The sequence below is a fragment of the Parafrankia sp. BMG5.11 genome, assembly GCF_004337455.1.
Genome location: NZ_SJXI01000080.1, coordinates 1 through 21,262 on the forward strand (window position 1 = coordinate 1; position 21,262 = coordinate 21,262).

Consider the following 21,262-nt stretch of genomic DNA (forward strand, 5'->3'; position numbering starts at 1 on the left):
TCGCCCGCCCAAGCCTTCTAGGCGCACACCCATCCAGCCCCCCCCCGCGACCGGCTGTTCGGGCGGGTACTTCCGGCCAGTACGGCCACTCGCAGCGTGGACATTCGCGGCCCCTCTCGTTCGACGATCAGTGACGAGCACGCCGACGGTAGGGGGTCAAGTCCACTTGAAGGCAAGCCCGGGATGCGCCATCGTTGCATGATGTTGATCAGTGGCACGTCTCCAATCTGTCCGTCGGGCAGGTCGCCGACCGCATGCGGATCGCCCCCTCGGCCGTGCGCTGGTACGCCGACCAGGGCCTGCTTCCCTGCGAGCGCGGCCCCAACAACGAGCGCCGCTTCGTCGCCGACGTCCTGTGCCGGGTCGCCATGATCCGCTCCGCGCAGCGGGTCGGGCTGACGCTCGATGAGATCCGCGAAGCGCTCGCGGCCCTCACACCCGGAGTCGCGCCGACACCGCAGGACTGGGAACGACTTCGCGGCCCGGCTACACGAGACCCTCCGCGAACGCATCGACGAGCTGTTCGCACTTCTCAACGAACTGGCAGCCGTACCCACCGAGGGGACCAGCCCGGTCGGATATTTGCATGTAAGGCGCAGCTCGGCCCCCGCCACATCGGGAAGTCACAGATCGTGACATCCGCTGGCGTCCACGGAGGTCCATCGAAGTTCGCGGTCTTTGCTGCACCCGTCGGGCGGGCTGGGTGCTGCGGTATATCGACTCTAGCCCGCCAAGGCACAGGGACGTTCCGTAGACGTTCGTGGCGTCAAACCGGCCTGTTGACCTGGTGCACTCCGTCCGCGAACGTCCGTTAGAGCAAGTCCTCGCCCACGGGCTTGGCTGTTGACCCGGCTGCCAGAATCGCGTGCGCTTTTGCTACCCGCGGGAAGGTGATGCTAGTACATCGTCACTCTCTGTAAGAATCGCGCTTGGGGGGTGGAATGTAAGTTACACTGCCGCATGTCCTCATCAGGAGAAAACAAGAACAAAAAACGCAAGTGGCGCTCATTCGTGGAGACGGTCGCAGGTCTTCTCTTTTTTCTCAGTATTCCGTTTATCTTTGTGTGTATCGCTCAAGTGTGGAACAATGTCGGTGACTATCGCTCGTCGAATCGTACCTATGTCGTCGCGATCAAATCTCCCAATGATGAATGCGGTCCGGAGCTGGCGCTCAATTATGAGGACGGAACGCCTCTGCAGTGCATGCCCTTGGGGACTGGGCCGATATATGGCGTCGCGGACATCGAACTACCCGGCTTCACTGACGAGCAGAATGCCACGATCGCAGAGTTGGCCAAGAACCTTGGCGCTGACGGGCTGTTGCCCTCCGAGCAGATCCAGATTCAGAAGAGGATAGATGAGTTCGCCGCCACGGTACCGTCCTCCGAACGGCCGTACCCCGGTGCGGCCCGCCGGGCATGGGTATGGGGTGGGGTGGCTGCGGCCGACGTCCTTATCCTGGTCGCCATCTGGGGCGCCCTCGGGATCGCGACCTGGGCCTCCAAAAGACGCTGAGCGAACCTGGCCGGTTCGGACGGAGGAGGTACTGCTGCCGATGTTCCATCGCGCTCTGACCATCGCGCATGCCGGCAAGATAGGTGAGGGTGATTCTGGTGAGGGCGGCGAGGCCGTCGCCGATGCCTTCCTCTTGGCCGCGTAGGTCGAGGGCGTAGCGGATCTTCACGCCTGATGCGTCTTTGCGGCGGAGCAGGGTGGTGAAGTCGGCGTGTCCGTCGGGGAGGAACAGGCCGGCGATCACGAGGATGTCGCGTGCTGTTGTTCCCGGCGAACAGGGTTCGCCATAGGTCGGCGGGGACGGCGGCTCGGCTGGGGCAGACGCGCACGATGTCATCTGACACATCGGCGACGAGCGCTCCCGGGTGCGGTCCGTGGTTCGGAGATCGTGCCGGGCTTGTCGGCGAGGCCGATGCGGACTCGGGGGATGTCGATGCCGTCGGCGATGCGCTCGAAGATCTCCAGGCTGGTGACCTGGCGGCGGCCGTTTTCGATCTCGCTGATGTGGGACTGCGGGAGTCCGCGGACTGCTGCAGAATCAAGGGCGACCAGTCATTACCGCTGCTGCCGTCGCGGGCCGACTAACGCTGGTGGGGGTCGTGTGGTTCGGACGGTTCGCGCCCAGAACACAGGGGCTCCGCCCCTCGACCCCGGCCGCCTCCGGAGGAGGGGAAGGAACCGCCGCAGGTCACCAGGAGCCGGGCGCGCGGGACCGCTGATCACCTCCGCCGGTCGGACACCCGAGGGGTTACCCCAGAACCTCCCGACCGTGCAAGAGCGCACGGCACCCAGCAGGCACGGCTGGACCGTCGACGCTCTTGCACGGCCAGGAGAACCCGGGGTAAGGCATAGCCTGCCCGCCCACCGGAGAAGATCAGCTCAGCCAGGGGTCTGTGAAAGAGGAAACCCGTTGATCACCAAAGTGGCCGGCATCCCAGTCCGTAGGATGCCGGCCACCAGCAGAATCACGCAGGCTTACGCCCGCGCGGGATGACGACGGCAGAGGATGTCTGCCAGCGCGACGACCGACCGGGGGTCGAGGTGAACCAGCTCACCGACGAGCCGCTCCCCGGTCGGACCGCCCGGCGCCGCCAGTAGAAGGCTGTGCAGAGAGTCCTGGTATGACGTCCACGCGGCAGGACCGGCAGGCGTATCGGGGGGAACCCAGCCGCCACCGACGCCGGACCCGCCCTCACGCATCGAGCGGAAGATCAGCGTGACATCCGTACCGCCTCGCGTGACCGGCCGATGATCGACGTAGACGATGCTCGGCAGCGTCGCCGTCACGTCGATGAAGTCACGCAACAAGGCACCCGAGGACACCGTCACGTCAAAGACGCGGTCCGGTCGGGGCTCGACAGCGACGAACGGTCGACCCCGGTAGGCCTCCCAGCCGCCACGGCCAGACGAAGGCGGAATACTGGTCACGGGTCACTCTCCTGTGAACGCAGGTAGTGATCAAGGTTCCGGTGGGTGTTGGCTCACCCGCCGGAACCGCCAACACCCACAACAATACAGCTAGGCGCTGGAAAGTTGGGGTGAACGCTAGTATTCCCGCGTGGAGGACGACCCCCTGATCAGCTACGCGGAGATCTCAGGACTTGCCGGGATCAAGGCATCAACCTTGCGCGGCTACCGCACCCAGGGACGTCTACCCGAGCCGGACAACACCGATGTACCCGACCGGCCACGCTGGCGGACGAGCACGATCGCGGCGTGGCTCGCCAACCGGCCCGGACGCGGCGCCCGAACAGACCTCCGGCCACCGGACCCCACCAGGTAGACGCCGGAGGACCGACCCCTAGGGCATGTGGCATGGCTCACACTGTTCGGTGTACTTCGCGAAGTTAGTGCACCGGCATTCCCACCAACCCGAGCCTGCACGAGACCGCGCAGCGGCTCGATCCGGCGGCGCGGGTGCTCTACGTCGACAACGACCCGATCTTCCTGGCGCACGGCCGCTCGGCACCGAGGTTCGAGTGGGCGCGCTGACTCGGCTCAGCCGCATTGACTAACCGTCGCAAAGCTCAACAATCTGGATGTTTCTTCCAATGCCGTGCAACTATGGCTCATGCTCGGTGATGCGTCAGAAGCCTTTGAGCCATGGCGACACAGATTCGATGCGAACAGGTGTCGGCCCGACCCGGACTGGAGCGCGGGCGCTGAGATCCCCAGGGCGCTGGCCACCAGCCTTGCCAGGATCCAGGTCGGCGAAGCCAGTGACGGCGCGGGGATGATGCGGGCCGCCGCGCGGGCGGGCCACTCCGGCTACCTCGAAGCCGCGCGGCTGTTCATCGCCGAGGAGCAGGACCACTCGCGGCTGCTCGCCCGGCTGCTCGCCGCCGCCGGGCGGCCGACGATCGCGGCGCACTGGAGTGACACCATCTTCCGCTCGCTGCGCTGGCGGGCCCGCCTGCCGCGCGAGGTGCTGGTCCTGACCGTCGCCGAGGTGTGCACGCTGCGCTACTTCCAGGTGGTCCGTGACGGCGTCGGCGACCGGCTGACCCGCGAGGTCGTGGCGCGCATCCTCACCGACGAGCAGGAGCACGTTCCCTTCCACATCCGCCGCCTGCGCCTGGACCTCGCCGGCCTGCCCGTGCCGACGCGCGCCCTGCTCGCCGCCGCGTGGTGGGCCCTCCTCGCTGTGTCCGCGGCGGTGGTCGCGATCAACCACCGCGCCGCCCTGCGCCTGCTCGGCGTACCCTCCACCCGCTACTTCGCCGACACGCTCCGGCTGTTCGCCCCCGTCGCCAAAGCCGCACTCGCCGCCGGTCCGGCTGACCGATCCGAAACTCTTACCGGCCCGGGCCGCGTGAGCCCGAGCCGGTAAGGGTCGGATTCAGACTGCTGCACCGCCGGCGTCCCGACACCGATCCGGAGCAGTGGGCGGACGAGGACATCAGCGCCTACGCGCTGATCGCCCGCAAGCTCCAGGCCGTCGCGGGACGCGCCGCGGCGCAGGTGGAGGCCCCGGGCGGAACCGCGTTTGGGGTTTTGTTTGCTCGCGCTTAACTGGTCCGCCGTAGTGTCATCCGGTGACCGCCTCGCAGGAAACGCCTCAATGGATAGAACTCACCGGTGCCCACAACGTCCGGGATCTCGGAGGGTTACCGGCGGCCGGGGGCACGGTCCGTCCCGGCGTGCTGCTCCGAGGTGACAACCTCGACAGTCTGACCACCGAAGACATCGCGCTGCTGCGGGACAAGGTGGGCCTGCGCGGCGTCGTGGACCTGCGTGCCCCGTTCGAGAACCCGCGGGCCGCCGAGTGGTTCCCGCAGTTGGGCATCACCTGGATGCACGAGCCGCTGATGGACTTCACCGGGCTCAGCGACCCGAAGGCGCTGCGGGACCGGATCGGCGGAGACTACGCCCGGTTCTACGCGATCATGCTCGAGAACGCCGGCCCGGGGCTGGTCCGCATCCTGGACTTCCTCGTCTCCGGTGAGCGCACCCCGGCGCTGGTGCACTGCGCCGCGGGCAAGGACCGCACCGGCATCACGACGGCCGTCCTGCTCGCCGCCGCCGGTGTCGAGCGCGACGCGATCGTCGCGGACTACCTCGCCACCGAACAGCGGATCCAGCGGGTCCGGGAGGCGCTGAGCCGGCGGCCGGAGTACAGCCACCTGACCGCGGGCCGATCGGCGCCGCGCGGCATCGGGACCGCGGTTCTCGTCGACCCGAAGGCCATCGCCAGCGTGCTCGACACGATCGACGCCGCCCCCGGCGGCCCGGCCGGGTACCTCGCCGCCAACGGTGCGACCGCCGAGCAGATCAGCCGCTGGCAAGAAATGATCATCGAGTCACGCTGAATGAAGAAAACGCAGGAAGCCGGCCGCGGCGGCCCTGGCCTCGGCGGGCATCGTGGCCCGGTCGACGAGCAGGTAGGGGTGGTCGGCGGCCGGGGATCCCTCCGCCGGGTACACCACGACCAGCGGGACGGCCGGGTCGGTCCGGTTGTGTTTCCAGACCGCGCGTTCGCTCATGAAGTAGATGGAGGGCCCCGCGGCGATCCGGTTCGGCCCGGCGGCCTCCGCGCGGGCAACGGCCGCCTCGAGGCCGGTGGAGTCGTCCGGGCGGACGGCCCTCGTCCGCTGGATCACGCGGAGGCGGTCGAACAGCGCGGGATCGGTGGCCGCGGAGGCGGGCAGGTAGTCCTCCCGGCCGAGCCCGCGCCCGGCGCCCGCCAGCGCGCTGACGGTCGCGAGCCCCTCGGTCGACCGGGCCGGATCGGCGATGGCCGAGGTCACACCGCCCCACTCCGGATGGCCGTGCGCCGCCCAGCCACGGGGATCGGTGAGCACGTCCATGACGTCCGCCCAGGTAGGCGGCCGACTCGTCCAGCCGAGCGCGTCGGCCATCGGGCGGGGCAGGCCGAGTACGAGCGGGACGTAGGCGATGGACGGGCCGCCGGCGGCGACCGGGCCGTCCTTCCCGGCCCGCGCGGTGACGATTCTCGACCACATCGAGCTGGCGGGCGGGGGCAACCGCGTCGGCGCTGGTCCTGCCGCTGGTGGCCGTCCCCGTGCTGCTCGCCGGCTGCTCCGCCGAGCGGCCGGCGCCGGCGGGCGTCGACCCGCAGTGCGCGGCCGGGAGCCTGTCCGGCGCCGGGGCGACCTTCCAGCGGAGCCTGCAGAGCCGGTGGATCAGCGACTTCACCACCCGCTGCCACGCGGCGAGCGTCGCCTACGACGCCGTCGGCTCCGGCGGCGGGATCGAGCGGCTCATCGCCGGGGCGGTCGACTTCGCCGGGTCCGACGCCCTGCTGACCGGCGAGGAGCAGCGTGCCGCGGACGCCCGCTGCGCCCGTGCCGCCACCGGCCCCGCGGCTCCCGGGAGTTCCGCGGGCCCGGTGGGTCCCGCGGGGGCCACCGCGGTCCACATCCCGCTCGTGGGCGGCGCGCTGGTGTTCCTGTACAACCTGCCGGGGGTCAACCAGCTCCGGCTCGCCCGGCGACCGTGGCGGCCATCTTCCAGCAGCGGGTCGAGCGCTGGGACGACCCGCGGATCGCCGCGGACAATCCCGGCGTGGATCTCCCGCCCACCACTGTGTGGCCCGTGCACCGGTCGGACTCGTCCGGCTCGACCAGCATCCTCGGGGAGTACCTGTCGGCCGCGGCGGCGGGGGAGTGGACGCTGGGCGCCGGCAAGACGCTCGCCTGGCCGCCCGGCGGCCTGGCGGCGGAGCGGTCCGACGGCGTGACGGCCGCCGTGGACGCCGAGCCCGGTGGGATCACCTACGCGGAACTGTCCTTCGCCGCGAGGCAGGGACTGCCGACCGCGGCCCTGGCCAACCCGTCCGGTCAGTACGTGACCGCGAACGCGCTCAACGTTCCGGCGGCGCTCGCGAACGCCGTCCTGGACGAACACCATGCCGACCCGCGGATGCTCATCGACTACACCCCGACCGACCCGGCTGCCTATCCCGCCTCGGCGGTGACCTACGGCATAGTCTGCGCGGCGAACAACGCGCACCCGGAGTTGCTGCGCAGTTATCTCGGTTACGTTCTGAGTAAAGGTCAGGAAAGTACCGATGAGATCGGCTACGCGTCGGTGGGCGGCGCCGCGGCCAATCGCGCCCGGCAGCTCGCGGCCACGATCAGCTGACGTCCCGTGCCCGCGCGCGTGATCGATCATGGCGGGATGGGTAGGTGATCGACCATGCTGAGTTGGCTGCGCCGGTCGGTGTCCGCGCGACGCGACCGCGACCAGGTGGACAGTTCGTCGTGGAATCCGTCCGGATGGTGGTGGTGCCTGGAGCACGGGCGCGTGGAGAACCCGCCGGACGCCCCGGGGCACCGCCGCCTGGGTCCCTACCCGAGCGCGGCCGAGGCCGAGAACTGGCGTGACGAGCTGGACCGCCGCAACGAGCAGTGGGACGAGGAGGACCGCCGCTGGGCCGGAGACCGCTGAGCCGGCGCGACGGAACCGGCGCCGGCGGCGCGGGTCTGCACGGGGCGGGTGTGGCGGGCCCGCGCACGGTGTGACGGGGCGCGGGGCGGGGTGACGTGTGCCGACACGCGGTACGTGGGGCACCTGAGGGGCGACTGTCACGCCTTAAGGTGACCACTCGATTGCATTGAGTGGTGTGTGGTGCCGGTGGCGCCCGGCGACGTCGTCCGGCGGGGCGCGGCGTCCGCGTCCCGGTGGGAGGAATCCGAGTGCGTTCCCCGTCGACCGACCCGTCCCCGCCCGCGGGCCCGCCCCGCGGACGTCCGCTGCCGCGTGGCCTCGTCCGGGCGGCCGTCGCGGTGCTGCTCTCCGCCCAGGTGGTGGCCCTGCTGCTGGTGGGGACCTACGCGAGAGTCGAGCCGCGGGTGTGGGGCTTTCCGTTCTTCTACTGGTACACGCTGGTGTGGCTGGTCGCGGGCGCGGTGAGCCTGGCCGGCGCCACCTGGCTCCTCCGGCGCACCGCGGGCCGACCGGACGCCCGGTGAGCCCGGATCCTGCCGGCGACCCGCCGGTGCTGGCCGCGCCGTTCCACACCGACTTCCACGGTGTCGAGTTCACGGTCTTTTTGGCGCTGTTCGTCCTGGTCACCGTGATCGGGTTCGGTGCGGCGCGCTGGCGGCGGGCCGCCAGCCTCGACCACCTCGACGAGTGGGGGCTCGGCGGCCGCGGATTCGGCTCGTTCGTCGCCTGGTTCCTCATCGGCGGTGACATCTTCACCGCCTACACGTTCATCGCCGTTCCCGGGGCGATGTACGCGACGGGTGCCGTCTCGGGCTGGTTCGCCGTGGTGTTCACCAGCGTCGTCTGGCCGATCGTCTTCGTGATCATGCCGCGGCTGTGGGCCGTCGCCAGCCGGAACGGGTACGTCACGCCGGCCGACTTCGTCCGCGGGCGGTACGGGTCGCGGTCGCTCGCGCTGGCCGTCGCCGTGACGGGCATCGTCGCGACGATGCCGTACATCGCGCTCCAGCTGGTGGGCATGCAGGCCGTCCTGGAGGCGATGGGGATCGGCACCAGTGGGGACAACCCGATCGTCCGGGATATCCCGATCGTCATCGCGTTCGCGGTGCTGGCCGCGTACACCTATCGCTCCGGGCTGCGCGCACCTGCGCTCATCGCCTTCGTGAAGGACATCCTGATCTACGCCGTGGTGCTCGTCGCGGTGATCTACATCCCGCACCGGCTCGGCGGGTACGGCGCCGTGTTCGACGCGGCCCAGGCGAAGTTCGACACCGCCAACGCGGCCGCCGCGGCGGCGGGCCGGCCGCCGAAGGCGGCGTTCGTCCCGGCCCCGTCGGAGTTCCTCGCCTACGCGACCCTGGCGCTCGGCTCCGCGATGGCGCTGTTCATGTACCCGCACGCGATCACCGGGATTCTCTCGACGCGCAGCCAGGACGTCATCCGGCGCAACACGGCGGTGCTGCCGCTCTACTCCCTGCTGCTCGCCTTCCTGGCGCTGCTCGGTTTCGCCGCCATCGCCTCGGGGGTGAAGACCGACAACCCGCGGCTGGTCGTCCCGCTGCTGTTCGACCAGCAGTTCCCCGCCTGGTTCACGGGCGTCGCGTTCGCCGCGGTGGCGATCGGCGCGCTCGTCCCGGCGGCGATCATGTCCATCGCGGCGGCGAACCTGTTCACCCGCAACATCTACGTCGAGTTCTTCCGGCCGGACGCGACACCCGCCCAGGAGACCTCGGTCTCCAAGACGGCCTCGCTGCTGGTCAAGGTCGGCGCGCTCGTGTTCGTCCTCGGGATGGACACGCAGAACTCGATCAACCTGCAGCTGCTCGGCGGGGTCTGGATCCTGCAGACGTTCCCGGCGATCGTGGCCGGCCTGTGGACGCGCTGGCTGCACCGCTGGGCGCTGCTCGGCGGCTGGCTGGTCGGGATGACCTACGGCACGCTCGAGGCCTACGCGCAGCGCAGCGCGACCGCGCGGCACTTCGGTAGCTCGCTCGCCGAGGTCCCCGGACTCGGCCGAACGGCCTACATCGCGCTGACCGCGTTCGTCCTGAACGTCGTCGTCGCCGTGGCACTGACCGGCCTGCTGCGCGCGCTGCGCGTGCCGACCGGCATCGACACGACCACGGTCGGCACAGCCACAGCCACGGCCACGGCCACGGCCACGGCCACGTCCATGGCCGGCACGGCCACCGCCGGCACTGTCACGCCTGGTGCTCCCGTGCCCGCCGACGGCGGCGTCGGAGTGCCCGTCCAGGCCCCCGTGGAGGACGCGGCGGAGCGGCTGACGGGGCCGCCGGCCTGACACCGGCGCGCCGCCCCGGCTCGGCTGGTGGGGGAGGCGGGCGGGGTCGTCCCGCGCCGCCGGGTCGTTGGTACTCCGCCCCGACGACCAAGGCCGGATGATGCGGGCTTTCCCAAATGACACCGTTCTGTAACGACAGAGTCGTGTGACGAGTGTGTCTCCACACAACACAGCCGCCGGGGGTGGGAGGGCCTGATGAGCCGCCGTCCGATCGTGTCAGACGCCGTGACATGGGAATTCAACGCCACGTACCTGGCCGAGAACGGCGAGCGGGTTCCGCTGCCGACAAGCCTGAGGTACGACCCGGCCGATCCGATCGCGATCACCATGAGTATGTGGGTGACCGATCAGAAAGCCGTCGTGTGGACTTTCGCGCGCCGGCTCTTCGTGGACGGCGCACGCCGCTGCGCGGGGCTCGGTGACGTCCGGGTCCGCCCGATCGTCCGCGACCGCCGCCGCGTGCTCCTCGTCGAGCTTTCCAGCCCTGGCGGGCACGCGATGATCGAGCTTCCCGCGGACCGGGTCAGTGACTTCGTCTGCCACACCTACGACCTCCTGCCCGCGTCGGCGGAGGACGCCGTGGTCGAGCGGGACCTGGAGCTGCGGGTGCTGCGGGGGCGCAGCCGCAGCTGACCGGCCGGTGGCACCCGGACGTCTGGACTGGTCGGCCTCCGGACGTCCGGTCGTGGGCCGGGACCGGGACCGGGACCGGGCCCGCGGCCGCGCCGCACCTGCGTCCGCGCCCGCGACCGGGCCGGCGGCCGCGACCGGCCCGCCGGCTACAGCGGGGCGGTCCAGCGGAGGTGGGTGCCGCCGCCGGGGGGCGTGGTGACGGAGCAGGTGCCGCCGACGATCTCCGCGCGGGTGCGCAGGTTGTCCAGGCCGCTGCGCCGGGTGGAGTCGCCGATGCCGACGCCGTCGTCGACCGCGTCGAGAGTGATGGTGTCGCCGAGCACGGCGAGCCGGAGCTCGGCGGTGGTGGCGCGGGCGTGGCGGGCGGTGTTGGTGAGAGCCTCGCGGGCGACGGCGATCAGGTGGTCGGTGAGCCGGTCGTCGACAAGCGAGTCGAGCGGGCCGCTCAGCGTGATCGCGGGAGTGAAGCCGAGCGCGGGCCGGATGTCGTCGGAGATCTTCTCCAGCGCCCCGCGCAGGCGGTTGCCGCGGCCGGGCTGGGTGCTGCGGAGCTCGAAGATGGTGCGGCGGATGTCCTTGATGGTGGCGTCGATGTTCTCGATGTAGGCGGTGATGCGGTCGGCGTTGGACGGGTTCTCGTACTGGGCGAGATCCTGCATGCCGAGCGCAACGGCGAACAGCCGCTGGATGACGTGGTCGTGCAGGTCCCGGGCGATGCGCCCGCGGTCGGCGAGGACGAGCAGGCGCTCCTGGTCGGCCTTGGTGTGGGCGAGCTCGAGCGCGATGGCGATGTGGCCGGCGAAGCTGGTGGCGAGTACGAGGTCGGTGTCGGTGAAGGCCCGGGCGCCATGGTCCCGGCCGACGAGCAGCGCTCCGTCACACTGGTCCGTCCCGGCGACCAGGGGGACGACCATCAGCGGGCCGGTGCGGTTCGTGCGCTCGTCCGGAAGGGCGTCGAGCTGGGCGTTGTCGACCCGCAGGGCCTGCCGCTCGGTGAGGACCCGTCCCGTCAGCGTGTGCTCAAGGGGGATGCGGCGCCCCGCCCGCCCGCCGCCGGCCGGTGCCGGGCCCGCGGCGGCGCGGTCGCGGTCGCGGTCGCGGTCGTGCGCATGGTTCTGATCCTGGTCCGTCACCGCGACGGCGACGCGGGCGTGCTGCCCGTCGCCGTCCCCGTCGTCGGCGCGCAGCGCCAGGGCGACGAAGGTCGCGTCGGCGACGTCGAGCACCCGGCGGGCCAGCATCCCGAGTGAGTCGGGCGCGCCGGCCATGAACAGCCGGGTGATCTCCGCGGAGGCCGTCATCCACAGGTGCCGCTGCTGCGACTCGTGGTAGAGCCGCGCGTTCTCGATGGCCACCCCGGCGTTGGCGGCCAGCGCCAGGGCGAGCTCCTCGTCCTCGGCGGTGAACGGGGCGTCATCATGCTTGTCGGTGAGGTAGAGGTTCCCGAAGACCTCTCCGCGCACCATGATCGGGACGCCGAGGAAGGTCCGCATCGGCGGGTGCCCGGGCGGGAAGCCGTACGCGCTCGGGTCGTCGGCGATGTCGTCGACGCGCCGTGGCCGCTGGTCGTCGATGAGCAGGCCGAGGATCCCCTGCCCGGTGGGCAGGTAGCGGATCCTGGCGACGTCGGCGTCGGTCATGCCGACGTGGACGAACTCCTCGAGCGTGCGGTCGGGCGCGATGACGCCCAGCGCCCCGTAGCGGGCGCCGAGCAGGTCGGTGGCAGCCTCGACGATGTGCCGGAGCAGGACGGGCAGCCGCAGGTCGGTGGCGATGATCCGGTTCGCCTGCAGCAGGCCGCGCAGCCGGCTCTGGGTGGCGAGGACGTCCCGGGCGCGGTCGACGAGCTGGGTCAGCAGGTCGTCGAGCTCCAGCCGGGCCACGGTGGGGAACATCAGCCCGTCGCCGCCCGGGCCGGGTGGCGGCGTCATGGCCGGGCCCGCGGACGGCTGGGCGGGCGGCTGGGTGGGCGCCGGGGCGGCCTGCTGGGCGGGCGGCGACGGGTGGGCGGCCGGCGGTTCACCGCGTGGCCCGCCGCGCCGCCCGGAGGATGTCGGTCGGCGTGGGTCCGTGTTCAAGCGTCTTCGCCTCCGGCCACGGGTCGGTGTGGAAGGTGTACTCGTGCCCGGTCAGCGCGGACAGGTCGAAGCCCGGACCGGCCTGCGCGACGGAACGGCCCGCCAGGACCGGTTCCGGGGGTGCGCAGCGCAGCTGGACGAGGTCGGTGGCGGTGGAGCGGGCGAGCGCGGCGGCGCGCTGGCGGTCGTGGCGGCGGGCCCAGGACGCGTCGATGACGACGGACTCGCCGCGTTCCACGGCGGTGCCGGCCCGCCGCAGCAGCTCGGAGTACACCGCGTCGTCCGCGGCGTCCCGCCGGCCGTCGTGCGTGTGGTCGTGCGTGCCGTCGGGGTCGGTGCGCGGCAGGTGGTTCAGCTCGCGGGCAACGGACTCGGCGCGCAGCACCGTCCAGCCCTCGGCCTCGGCCAGGTCGGCGGCGAGCGCGGAGCGCCCCGACTCGGGCGTGCCGCCGACGAGGACGAGCCGGACCCGGCCGCGGCGCAGGCTGGCCAGCGCGAGTGAGGCCAGCGCCCGGGCCTCCGCGGCGGCCGCCGCCGAGCCCTGCGCGTACTGGGTGCAGGCGATCCGGCACATCACGAACGCCCGGTAGGCGATGTAGAGGCTCTCCAGGGACAGCGGATGGGTGACGGCCGTGTAGGCCCGGTACTGGTCGAGCAGGAAGCGGCTGAGGTCGGCCCGGCCGAGCCGCTCGAGGTCCATCGCGAGGAAGGCGACGTCCGCGAGCACGTCGCCGACGCGCAGCCGCCGGTCGAACTCCAGGCAGTCGAGGATGCGCGGGCCGTCGTCGAGGCAGTAGATGTCGTCGGCGAGCAGATCGCCGTGGCCGTCGCGGATGCGGCCGTCGCGCTGCCGTTCGCGCAGGAGCGGCTCGCGGCCCTCGACGTAGCGCTCGGCGAGGTGGCGGACGGTGTCGATGGTGGTCGTGTCGAGCACCGGCCCGAGGTAGGGCTCGACGCTGCGCAGCACCTCGTCCCACAGGCTGCGCAGGGTGGCGGCCGACCCGGCCTCGGTGATCTCCGGCGAGGTCGAGCAGCGGGCGTGGAAGTCGGCGAGCAGCCGGGCGATCGCGCGCAGCGGGCCGGTGACGTCGTTGCCGGCCGTGACCAGGGCGGACAGCCGGCGGTCGGCGGGCAGGCGCCGCATCACGACCATGTGGTCGAACACGGTTCCGTCGGGGCCGGAGATGTCGGCGACGCCCAGGTAGACGTCCGGGGCCAGGCGGCGGTTGAGCTCGACCTCGGCCTGGCAGGCGGCGAGACGTGCGTCACGGGTGCGGAAGTCCAGGAACCCGAGATCGGCCGTCTTCTTTATCTTGTAGACCCGATCGCCGAGAAAGATGAGCACCGATGTCAGCGTCTCGGTGAGAGTGGCGGGCAGCCCCGGCACCGCGCCGAGACCCTGCCCGGCGCCCACGGGGACCGCGCTGCCGGTCGTCGCCACACGCATGGCATGAGACTGCCGGTCAACCCGTGGGGATCACAGCGTGCGTGAGTCGGGCCGCCGACGTCCGAAGGTCAGGCCGCCGCGGGCGGAAGGTCACCCGGCTCCGTGCCGGACGCGATCGGCGTGATCCGCCCGGCCCAGGCGCGACCGCGCAGGTGGCAGCGGCCGTCGGGCCACCGGCGGACGAACAGGGAGCCCGGAACGCCAGGTCGGCACGAAAGCGTTAGTTGACGCTTACGGGTCTTTCGTCCTGAAAGTACTATTTGTTCCGCCGGGGGCAATGATGGACGCCTATGCGGAGCGCGTCGCAGCCCCGGCCGGGGGAGGAACCGTGCGGGAGCGGGGCGGGCCGTCCGGGCCGAGCGTGTACTACCACCACCTGGACGCACTGCGCGGCGTGTTCATGTTGGTGGGAGTCTTCGTCCACGCGTCGACGCTCGGAGAGGACCCCGTCTTCGACGGAATCGGTTACGCCTCCAGCCTCTTCCGGATGGAGGGCTTCTTCGTCATCTCCGGATTCCTGGCCGCGATGGTGCTGGGAAAACACGGGGCGAGAGCAGGGGTGCGCCGCAGGCTCGCCTCGGTGGGCACACCGCTGGTGTTCACGCTTGTGCTGGTGAATCCGCCCACCCTGTGGCTGACGTACAACTTCCACAACGACCCGAACGTGTCGTTCCTTGACTTCGTGCTCGGGAACACGCTCCCCTCGCAGGGGGGTGACCTGAGCTGGTACCTGCACCTGTGGTTCCTTTTCGCGCTGATCGCTTACGCGTTGCTGAGCCCCGCCGCGGTGGCGGCACTGTCGCGACTGGTCGGCACGGGCGCGTACCGGCGCGTCACCGCCGGCCGGCTGCGGGCCATGGCCGCGATCACACTGTTCGTGGTGGGTACGACCGTGGTCATCCGCGGTGCCCACCGCATCGTGCTCGAACCGGTCATCGGCACCGGGACCCACGCCGTGCTCGTCGAGCACACGCTGGAGTTCCTGCCCTTCTACCTCCTCGGAGTGCTCCTCCACCAGGGCCGTGACCAGCTGGTCCCGTTCTTCCAGCGGCCGGCGCCGGTTTTCCTCGCGGTCACCGGTCTCGCCCTTCTCGCCTCGAAGCAGGAATGGGTCCCCGGGCTTTCGGCGGGAACCGGCCTGGTGCTGACCGAGACCCTGTTCTCGATCCCGCTCATCGCGACGCTCTTCGCGCTCGCCGCGCGGCTCGTCCCCGGGCCCGTACCGGCCGTCCGCTATCTCGCGGACGCCTCCTACACGGTCTATCTCCTCCACTTCTTCTGGATCTACGTCTTCGCGACGGTCCTCTCCTTCGACCCGGGCCTGCGCGCCCCGCAGATGCTCCTCGCCACGGCGCTGACGTTCGGCGTGACGCTGGCGACGCACCATTTCGCCATCCGCCGGTCCCCTCTCCTCCGGAAGATCTTCAACGGGAAGTTCGGCTCCGCCGGACGGCCCACCGCGATTCCAGCGGTCCCAGCGATTCCCGTGACACCTGCGAGCCTTGCCGTGGACGGGGAGCGGACCCTGCCCCTTCGCCGGAGCCGCCTGGAGGCCGGCACCGGCTGCTGACCCTCCGCCGCCACGCATCGCCGGGCCGCGGGACCTGGCTTGCATGACAACTCGTTTCAGTCCGCTCGAACTGCGAATGCGATCATGGTGGTGTGAGCCCTCTCTACCCCCCGATCGAGCCGTATGCGCACGGCCTGCTGTCTGTCGGCGGCGGCGAGGGCGTTGATCCGAACCAGATCTACTGGGAGACCTGCGGGAACCCGTCGGGCCGGCCGGTCCTCGTCGTCCACGGGGGACCGGGCTCCGGGTGCTCCGCGGGCTCGCGCCGTTACTTCGACCCGGCCCGGTACCGGATCATCCTGTTCGACCAGCGCGGCTGCGGGCGCAGCACGCCGCACGCGGCGGACCCGGCGACCGACCTGCGGCACAACACCACCGACCACCTGATCTCCGACATGGAACTGCTCCGGCGGCACCTCGGCGTCGACCGGTGGTCGCTTTACGGGGCCTCCTGGGGGTCGACGCTGATCCTCGCCTACGCCGAGCGGCACCCCGAGCGGGTGTCCGGGATCGTCATCGCGGGCGTGACCACCACGCGGCGGGCGGAGATCGACTGGCTGTACGGCGGCGTGGCGCGGTTTCTGCCGCAGGAGTGGGAGCGGTTCCGCGCCGCGATGGCTCCGTCCAGGGCCGCGCACCCCGGTTCGGCGCAGCTCGATCCGGCGCTCGCCGTGACGCGCGGGCGCGACCTGGCGGCCGCGTGCGCCCGGCTGATGGAACACCCGGATCCCGAGGCCAGGGCTTTCACCGCGCGCGAGTGGTGCGCCTGGGAGGACGCGGTGATCTCGCTGGAGCCGAACGGGCGGAGGAACGTCTACAGCGACCGGGCGCCCGCGGCCCGGCTCGCCCTCGTACGCATCTGCGCGCACTACTTCGCGCACGGCGCCTGGCTGGAGGAGGGAATCCTGCTGCGCGAGGCGGGACGGCTGGCCGGCATCCCGGGCGTGCTCATCCACGGTCGCCAGGATCTGGGCAGCCCCTTCGCGACCGCCTGGGAACTCGCGCGTGCCTGGCCGGGAGCCCGTCTCATCCCCGTGACGGATTCGGGCCACACCGGCAGCGAGTCGCTGGGCAAGGAGATCATCCGGGCACTGGATGACTTCGCGGACGGGGATGCCCGCGGCCACCTTCCGTCGTAGCAACCGCTCATCCCAGAGTGACGGCTCCGACGAGAACCGTCGGCCCCAAGGACGACGGGTTCCGCAGGATTCGGATTGTGTGCTGCCCAAGAGGCAGATCTCCGAATTTCCAGGCCTGCGGAGAGACCCAGAGAATGCGGCACGGCCGCGATCGATCCGGCCTGCGGTGACCCTCCGCGATTCCGGCAGCTATGCAGGCGAAGGCAACCGGCTTGGTACGGCTGCGACGGACCGGTCGCGGGTCGGAAAGCATCGCGTCAAAGGGCGGAGAGAAGGGAATGTTGCAACGCGGAGCAGCGGAGGAGGACGCGATGGGCAGGGAGATCGTGGGGCCTTTCGGAGCGCCTGACCGGAGGGCTCTAGGATGACGCGTCGTGGGGGAGATCTGCAGCATTTATGGGGATAGTGCAGGGGTCCTCGGACCGATCCGCGACCGGACCCGGTGGTGATGATGTACGACCGGGCCAAGCTTGCCGCGGCGCTGCCGGGCTACACCCTCGGTGACCTGCTGGGCGCGGGCGCCTCCGGTTTCGTCCTGGCGGGCTGGCATCGAGGGTTGCAGCGCGATGTCGCCGTCAAGGTGGTGATGCGGGCGCCGGGCAGGCGCAGCTTCGCGGACGAGGCGCGGATCCTCGCCGGCCTCGACCATCCCCATGTCGTCCGGGTCTACGACTATGTCGAGGCGGGCGAGCTCAGCCTGCTCGTCATGGAGATGCTCAGCGGCGGCACGCTCACCCGGCGCCGGGCCGGCATGACGCCGCTGACCGCCTGCGCGGTCGGCCTTGCCGTCGCGCAGGCGCTGCGCTGCGTGCACGACCACGACGTGCTGCACCGCGACATCAAGCCGGACAACATCCTCTTCGACACGGCCGGCCGGTTGAAGGTGGCGGACTTCGGCATCGCGAAGGTCGTCGCCGGGTCCGGTCCGGCGGCGAGCACGGTCGTCGGGACCCCGCTCTACATGGCCCCCGAGCAGTTCGCGGGTGGCCAGCTGCAGCGCGCGACAGACATCTACGCCCTTGGCGTGGTGCTCTTCGAGCTGTTGACGGGTGTGGCCCCCGCCGACTCCGCGTCCATTCCGTGCCAGGGCTCGGACGGCCCGTCCCAGGTCGGCCTGTCACTGGGATCGGGGATCCCCGATCCAGTCGCGACGGTGGTGGCGGGCGCACTGGCCCGCGACCCGGGGGACCGTCCCTCGTCGGCGTACGCCTTCGCCTTCGACCTCTCCCGAGCCGCCACCGAGGCGTTCGGACCGAACTGGATCCCACGGTCGGGCGTGCCCGTGCACGTCGACCACGACCTGATGGCCGCCACCGGCATGGCACCGTCCAGGACGCGGCACGCGGGCGGGATTCACGTGACGCCGCTGCCGGTGGAACCCGGGACACCGCCCCAGCCGCCGGGGAAGGTGCCGGAGGGGAAACGAGCGGATCCCGCACCCGACGACCGTGCGCCCGGGAAGGCGCCGGCGGACGGGAACACCCCGAGCGGGGCGGGCCGCGACCCGGCCGAACCGGAAGCCGGCTCGCGCGGGCGAGCCCGGCGTGGCGCACGCCGTTCGCCTGGCCGGCGGCTCATCGTGACGGCCGCCGTCCTGGTGGTTCTGCTCGGAGCGGTCGGCACCGGGCTCGCCGTCGTCCTGGGCCGCCCGGACGGTGCCCGGCTGCTCGGCCACCCGCTGAGCGGGCACACGGACTGGGCGCTGTCGGCGGTGTTCTCCCCGGATGGGCAGATCATGGCCAGCAGTGACAAGAAGGGCGAGGTGTGGCTCTGGGACCTGCGGGACCGAGCCGCTCCTGAGCGTCTCGGCCGCCCGCTCCCCGGACCGGAGGACGGGGTCACCTCGCTGGCGTTCTCCCCGGACGGCCGGACTCTGGCCGGCAGCGACTGGAACGGGACCGTCTGGCTGTGGGACGTGACCGGCCACGATCCGAAATCCGCGCCCGGCACGCCGCTGACCGGTCATGTCGGGAACGCGTGGTCGGTCGCGTTCTCGCCGGACGGGAAGACGCTCGCCAGCGGGGGCGAGGACAGCACGGTGCGCCTGTGGGACGTGGCCGACCGCACGGCGCCGAAGCCGCTCGGGTCGCTCACCGGCCACCGCGGCTACGTCTCATCCGTGGTGTTCTCCCGGGACGGGCTCGTCCTGGCCGCCGCCGGAGACGACAGCACCGTCGTGCTCTGGCAGCTGGACGGCCGCGCCGCCCCGCGCAGGTTGGAGCGGGGGCTGGTCGGGCCCAGCAGGACGGCCGCGGCGGCCTTCTCCCCGCGCGGCCGGGTGCTCGCCCTGGGTGGTGCCGACGGCGTGATCCGTCTGTGGGATCTCGCGATCCCCAGCGACCCGCGCCCCGTCGGCAGGGACCTGGCGGGGCACAAGAGCCGCGTGTGGTCCCTGTCGTTCGCACCCGATGGCCACACGCTGGCCAGCGGCAGCCACGACAACACCGTCCGGCTGTGGGACGTCGCCGACCTCTCCGACGTCCGGTCCCGGGGCGGGCCACTCACCGGGCACGCCGACTGGGTCCTGTCCGTGCGGTTCTCCCCGGACAGCGCCGTGCTGGCCAGCGCGAGCACGGACGCCACCGTGCGGCTGTGGTCGATACCCTGACCGGCCCCGTGCTCGGCTCCCGTCGCACGTTGCTTTATCAACTGTCTCCGGCGGACACGCAAACCATTCGCCGGTACCGACGGCCCGTTCGGAAACCAGCGCCCTTCAGAACGGGGGTCGTCCGATGCCCTTGGCGGGAGTGCCCTTCGGTGAAGAACGCACATTGAGCACGCAGCCGCCGGAGGGGACGACCGCTCCGGCCGACCTCAGCTGTTCGTTCCGCGGCACTCTGGTGGACGTCCTCGACGCGGCGCCCGGCTTTGCCGGGACGTCCGCGCGGCGCCTGCTGCGGGACAGGATCGCTCGGCGCCTTGGTCCGGGCCGCCGGCTGCACCTCGTCGAGTACGACATGACGCGCCTGTGGTTCATCGCGCTTGTGGACGAGCTCGCAGAGGAGCCGGGCGGGCTCGCCGCGCTGTCCCGTGCTGTCAGCGACCTCCAGCCCGGTTCCCGGCTGGCGGCGGAGGTCGCCCGTATCGTCGCGGCCGGTGCGGCCGGCGGAGCACGGCGGACGATCGGGCCGGGGCAGCCAGAGCCGGGACATCTCCGCCGGGCGCACAGGTCGGCGGGTGCGGCCCGGCCTCGCCCGAGGCGCCGCCGCCGCCACCGCCACCGCCTGCCACTGCGCCGCCACCGCCGGCCGCGACCGTCTCCGCGGATTGCGGTCCGCCAGGCCGTGTCTCGTCGGACCTCGGGGTTACCGTCCCCCCATGGTGGTGTCCAGGCACGGTGAGCCGGTCGAGCTGGTGGTCGGTGACCAGTCGGTGCGGGTGACGAATCCCGACCGGGTGTACTTCCCCGAGGCCGGCGTCACCAAGATCGAACTTGTCCGCTACTACATTGCGGTCGCCGACGGGCTTGTCCGGGCCCTGCACCTGCGGCCGACGACGCTGGAGCGGTGGCCCGGCGGCGTGGTCGAGGGCGCCCAGCTCACCCAGCGCGACGGGGCACCGGGCGACGCGTTCTACCAGAAGCGCGTCCCGAAGAACGCGCCGTCCTATGTGGAAACGGCGCGGATCACGTTCCCCAGCGGGCGCACGGCCGACGAGATCTGCGTGACCGAACCGGCTGTCGTGGCCTGGGCGGCGAACCTGGGCACCATCACGTTCCACCCGTGGCCGGTGCGGCGCGGCGACGTCGACCATCCCGACGAGCTGCGCATCGACCTGGACCCGCAGCCGGGCACCGACTTCGCCGACGCGGTGACCGTCGCCACCGAGACCCACGCGCTGCTCGACGAACTGGGCTGGGTGGGCTGGCCCAAGACGAGCGGTGGCCGTGGCGTGCACGTGTACGTCCGGCTCCAGCCACGGTGGACGTTCACCGAGGTGCGCCAGGCGGCCATCGCGCTCGCCCGGGAGCTGGAGCGACGCCGACCCGACCTGGTGACCACCGCCTGGTGGAAGGAGCAGCGCGGCGAGAAGGTGTTCGTCGACTTCAATCAAAATGCCCGCGACCGCACGATCGCCTCGGCCTACTCGGCGCGGGCGCGTGCCTGGGCACCGGTCTCCACCCCGCTCGGCTGGGACGAGCTCGCCGACGCCGAGCCGCGTGACTTCACCGTCCGCACGGTGCCCGAGCGCTTCGCGCGCCTCGGTGACCTCTGGGCGGGCATCGACGAGACGGCGCACGATCTCACGCCGCTGCTCGAGCGGTGGGAGCGCGACCTGCGCGAGCACGGCCTCGAGGACATGCCCTATCCGCCCGACCACCCGAAGATGGCGGGTGAGCCGCGGCGCGTGCAGCCGAGCCGCGCGAAGAAACCCCGCTGACGGCCGGTGGCCCGTAACGATTGACGGCCGGAGACGGAGCGACAGTTTCGGTTACGGCCGACAGCCCGTAACCGCCGCCGTCGCACCGCTCGCGTACGCTGATCCACATACCCGAGGTCCCGTTCCGGTTGCCGTCGGTCAGGGGGGAGTCGGCGCGGTGTGGATTGTTCTGCTAGACCATTCGGCGTCCATGACCGAGCCGTTCGCCGTCGATTCCGCCCGGCCACTGTTCGGCCGCCGCGGAAGTGCGCGGCGCGGCGCCGGCCCACGGACTTTCCCGCACCTCGC

At 71.4% G+C, this 21,262-nt stretch carries 21 protein-coding genes and 1 pseudogene; 18 read left to right on the top strand and 4 right to left on the bottom strand.

Translation table 11 applies throughout. From position 1 onward, the window contains the following. Positions 1 to 194 precede the first annotated feature (194 nt). From E0504_RS54580 to E0504_RS51550, 3 genes are all read left to right on the top strand, one after another. Positions 195 to 815: a MerR family transcriptional regulator gene (locus tag E0504_RS54580; RefSeq protein WP_131626933.1), complete on the top strand. Its 621-nt coding sequence runs from the start codon at positions 195 to 197 to the stop codon at positions 813 to 815. 145 nt (positions 816 to 960) lie between these two features. Further along, complete coding sequence (locus E0504_RS39930; RefSeq protein ID WP_131626934.1) at positions 961 to 1,515, top strand: hypothetical protein; 555 nt, start codon at positions 961 to 963, stop codon at positions 1,513 to 1,515. 255 nt (positions 1,516 to 1,770) lie between these two features. Continuing rightward, positions 1,771 to 2,100: a hypothetical protein gene (locus E0504_RS51550; protein WP_207974662.1), complete on the top strand. Its 330-nt coding sequence runs from the start codon at positions 1,771 to 1,773 to the stop codon at positions 2,098 to 2,100. A gap of 390 nt (positions 2,101 to 2,490) precedes the next feature. Here the strand turns inward: E0504_RS51550 and E0504_RS39940 are convergent, their stop codons facing one another. Then, on the bottom strand, positions 2,491 to 2,943 hold the full coding sequence (locus tag E0504_RS39940; RefSeq protein ID WP_243657841.1) for a hypothetical protein: 453 nt from the start codon (positions 2,941 to 2,943) through the stop codon (positions 2,491 to 2,493). A 130-nt stretch (positions 2,944 to 3,073) separates the two neighbouring features. On the opposite strand from E0504_RS39940, the gene E0504_RS39945 reads away from it, so the two are divergent. From E0504_RS39945 to E0504_RS39960, 4 genes are all read left to right on the top strand, one after another. Continuing rightward, positions 3,074 to 3,298 (top strand): MarR family transcriptional regulator, encoded by a 225-nt coding sequence (locus E0504_RS39945; protein ID WP_112108641.1) that lies wholly within the window; start codon positions 3,074 to 3,076, stop codon positions 3,296 to 3,298. A gap of 77 nt (positions 3,299 to 3,375) precedes the next feature. Beyond that, entirely contained in the window at positions 3,376 to 3,507 is a 132-nt protein-coding gene (locus tag E0504_RS39950; protein WP_112108645.1) for an SAM-dependent methyltransferase, read from the top strand. 241 nt (positions 3,508 to 3,748) lie between these two features. Continuing rightward, positions 3,749 to 4,345: a ferritin-like domain-containing protein gene (locus E0504_RS39955; protein ID WP_235014783.1), complete on the top strand. Its 597-nt coding sequence runs from the start codon at positions 3,749 to 3,751 to the stop codon at positions 4,343 to 4,345. 205 nt (positions 4,346 to 4,550) lie between these two features. Further along, a complete protein-coding gene (locus tag E0504_RS39960; RefSeq protein ID WP_071065772.1) occupies positions 4,551 to 5,324 on the top strand; it encodes a tyrosine-protein phosphatase in 774 nt (257 codons plus the stop codon). On the opposite strand, the gene E0504_RS39965 is transcribed toward E0504_RS39960, so the two are convergent. Continuing rightward, complete coding sequence (locus tag E0504_RS39965) at positions 5,316 to 5,999, bottom strand: substrate-binding domain-containing protein (RefSeq protein WP_160144350.1); 684 nt, start codon at positions 5,997 to 5,999, stop codon at positions 5,316 to 5,318. The two genes, E0504_RS39960 and E0504_RS39965, sit on opposite strands and share 9 nt — an antisense overlap. 38 nt (positions 6,000 to 6,037) lie before the next feature. Between E0504_RS39965 and E0504_RS54585 the strand changes: the two are divergent. The 6 genes and pseudogenes from E0504_RS54585 to E0504_RS39990 all read left to right on the top strand — a co-directional run. Further along, positions 6,038 to 6,418: pseudogene (locus E0504_RS54585) on the top strand (substrate-binding domain-containing protein); the annotation flags it as partial. Beyond that, positions 6,313 to 7,119: an extracellular solute-binding protein gene (locus E0504_RS52730; protein ID WP_368672121.1), complete on the top strand. Its 807-nt coding sequence runs from the start codon at positions 6,313 to 6,315 to the stop codon at positions 7,117 to 7,119. The pseudogene E0504_RS54585 and the gene E0504_RS52730, both read left to right, overlap by 106 nt. 54 nt (positions 7,120 to 7,173) lie before the next feature. Then, a complete protein-coding gene (locus E0504_RS39975) occupies positions 7,174 to 7,425 on the top strand; it encodes a hypothetical protein (protein WP_083391249.1) in 252 nt (83 codons plus the stop codon). Positions 7,426 to 7,673: 248 nt separating this feature from the next. After that, entirely contained in the window at positions 7,674 to 7,949 is a 276-nt protein-coding gene (locus E0504_RS39980; protein ID WP_198541435.1) for a DUF3311 domain-containing protein, read from the top strand. After that, positions 7,946 to 9,727, top strand: coding sequence for a monocarboxylate uptake permease MctP (mctP, locus tag E0504_RS39985; RefSeq protein ID WP_131626935.1), 1,782 nt, complete (start codon positions 7,946 to 7,948; stop codon positions 9,725 to 9,727). Before E0504_RS39980 ends, mctP begins: the two co-directional genes overlap by 4 nt. A 195-nt stretch (positions 9,728 to 9,922) precedes the next feature. Further along, a complete protein-coding gene (locus E0504_RS39990; RefSeq protein WP_071065769.1) occupies positions 9,923 to 10,360 on the top strand; it encodes an SsgA family sporulation/cell division regulator in 438 nt (145 codons plus the stop codon). A 146-nt stretch (positions 10,361 to 10,506) separates the two neighbouring features. On the opposite strand, the gene E0504_RS39995 is transcribed toward E0504_RS39990, so the two are convergent. Then, positions 10,507 to 12,255, bottom strand: a complete 1,749-nt coding sequence (locus tag E0504_RS39995; protein ID WP_165938768.1) for a GAF domain-containing protein — start codon at positions 12,253 to 12,255, stop codon at positions 10,507 to 10,509. A gap of 124 nt (positions 12,256 to 12,379) precedes the next feature. Next, positions 12,380 to 13,885, bottom strand: a complete 1,506-nt coding sequence (locus E0504_RS40000) for an AAA family ATPase (protein ID WP_112105184.1) — start codon at positions 13,883 to 13,885, stop codon at positions 12,380 to 12,382. Between the two features lie 328 nt (positions 13,886 to 14,213). Between E0504_RS40000 and mdoC the strand changes: the two genes are divergently transcribed. The 5 genes from mdoC to ligD all read left to right on the top strand — a co-directional run bounded on the left by mdoC (position 14,214) and on the right by ligD (position 20,974). Beyond that, entirely contained in the window at positions 14,214 to 15,455 is a 1,242-nt protein-coding gene (mdoC, locus tag E0504_RS40005) for a glucans biosynthesis protein MdoC (protein WP_235013721.1), read from the top strand. Positions 15,456 to 15,547: 92 nt separating this feature from the next. Continuing rightward, complete coding sequence (gene pip, locus E0504_RS40010) at positions 15,548 to 16,594, top strand: prolyl aminopeptidase (protein ID WP_071065767.1); 1,047 nt, start codon at positions 15,548 to 15,550, stop codon at positions 16,592 to 16,594. Positions 16,595 to 17,042: 448 nt separating this feature from the next. Continuing rightward, positions 17,043 to 19,202: a serine/threonine-protein kinase gene (locus tag E0504_RS40015; protein ID WP_165938769.1), complete on the top strand. Its 2,160-nt coding sequence runs from the start codon at positions 17,043 to 17,045 to the stop codon at positions 19,200 to 19,202. 163 nt (positions 19,203 to 19,365) lie between these two features. Further along, on the top strand, positions 19,366 to 19,935 hold the full coding sequence (locus E0504_RS40020) for a hypothetical protein (RefSeq protein WP_112105182.1): 570 nt from the start codon (positions 19,366 to 19,368) through the stop codon (positions 19,933 to 19,935). Beyond that, positions 19,913 to 20,974, top strand: a complete 1,062-nt coding sequence (gene ligD, locus E0504_RS40025) for a non-homologous end-joining DNA ligase (RefSeq protein WP_112105181.1) — start codon at positions 19,913 to 19,915, stop codon at positions 20,972 to 20,974. Before E0504_RS40020 ends, ligD begins: the two co-directional genes overlap by 23 nt. Positions 20,975 to 21,262 lie beyond the last annotated feature (288 nt).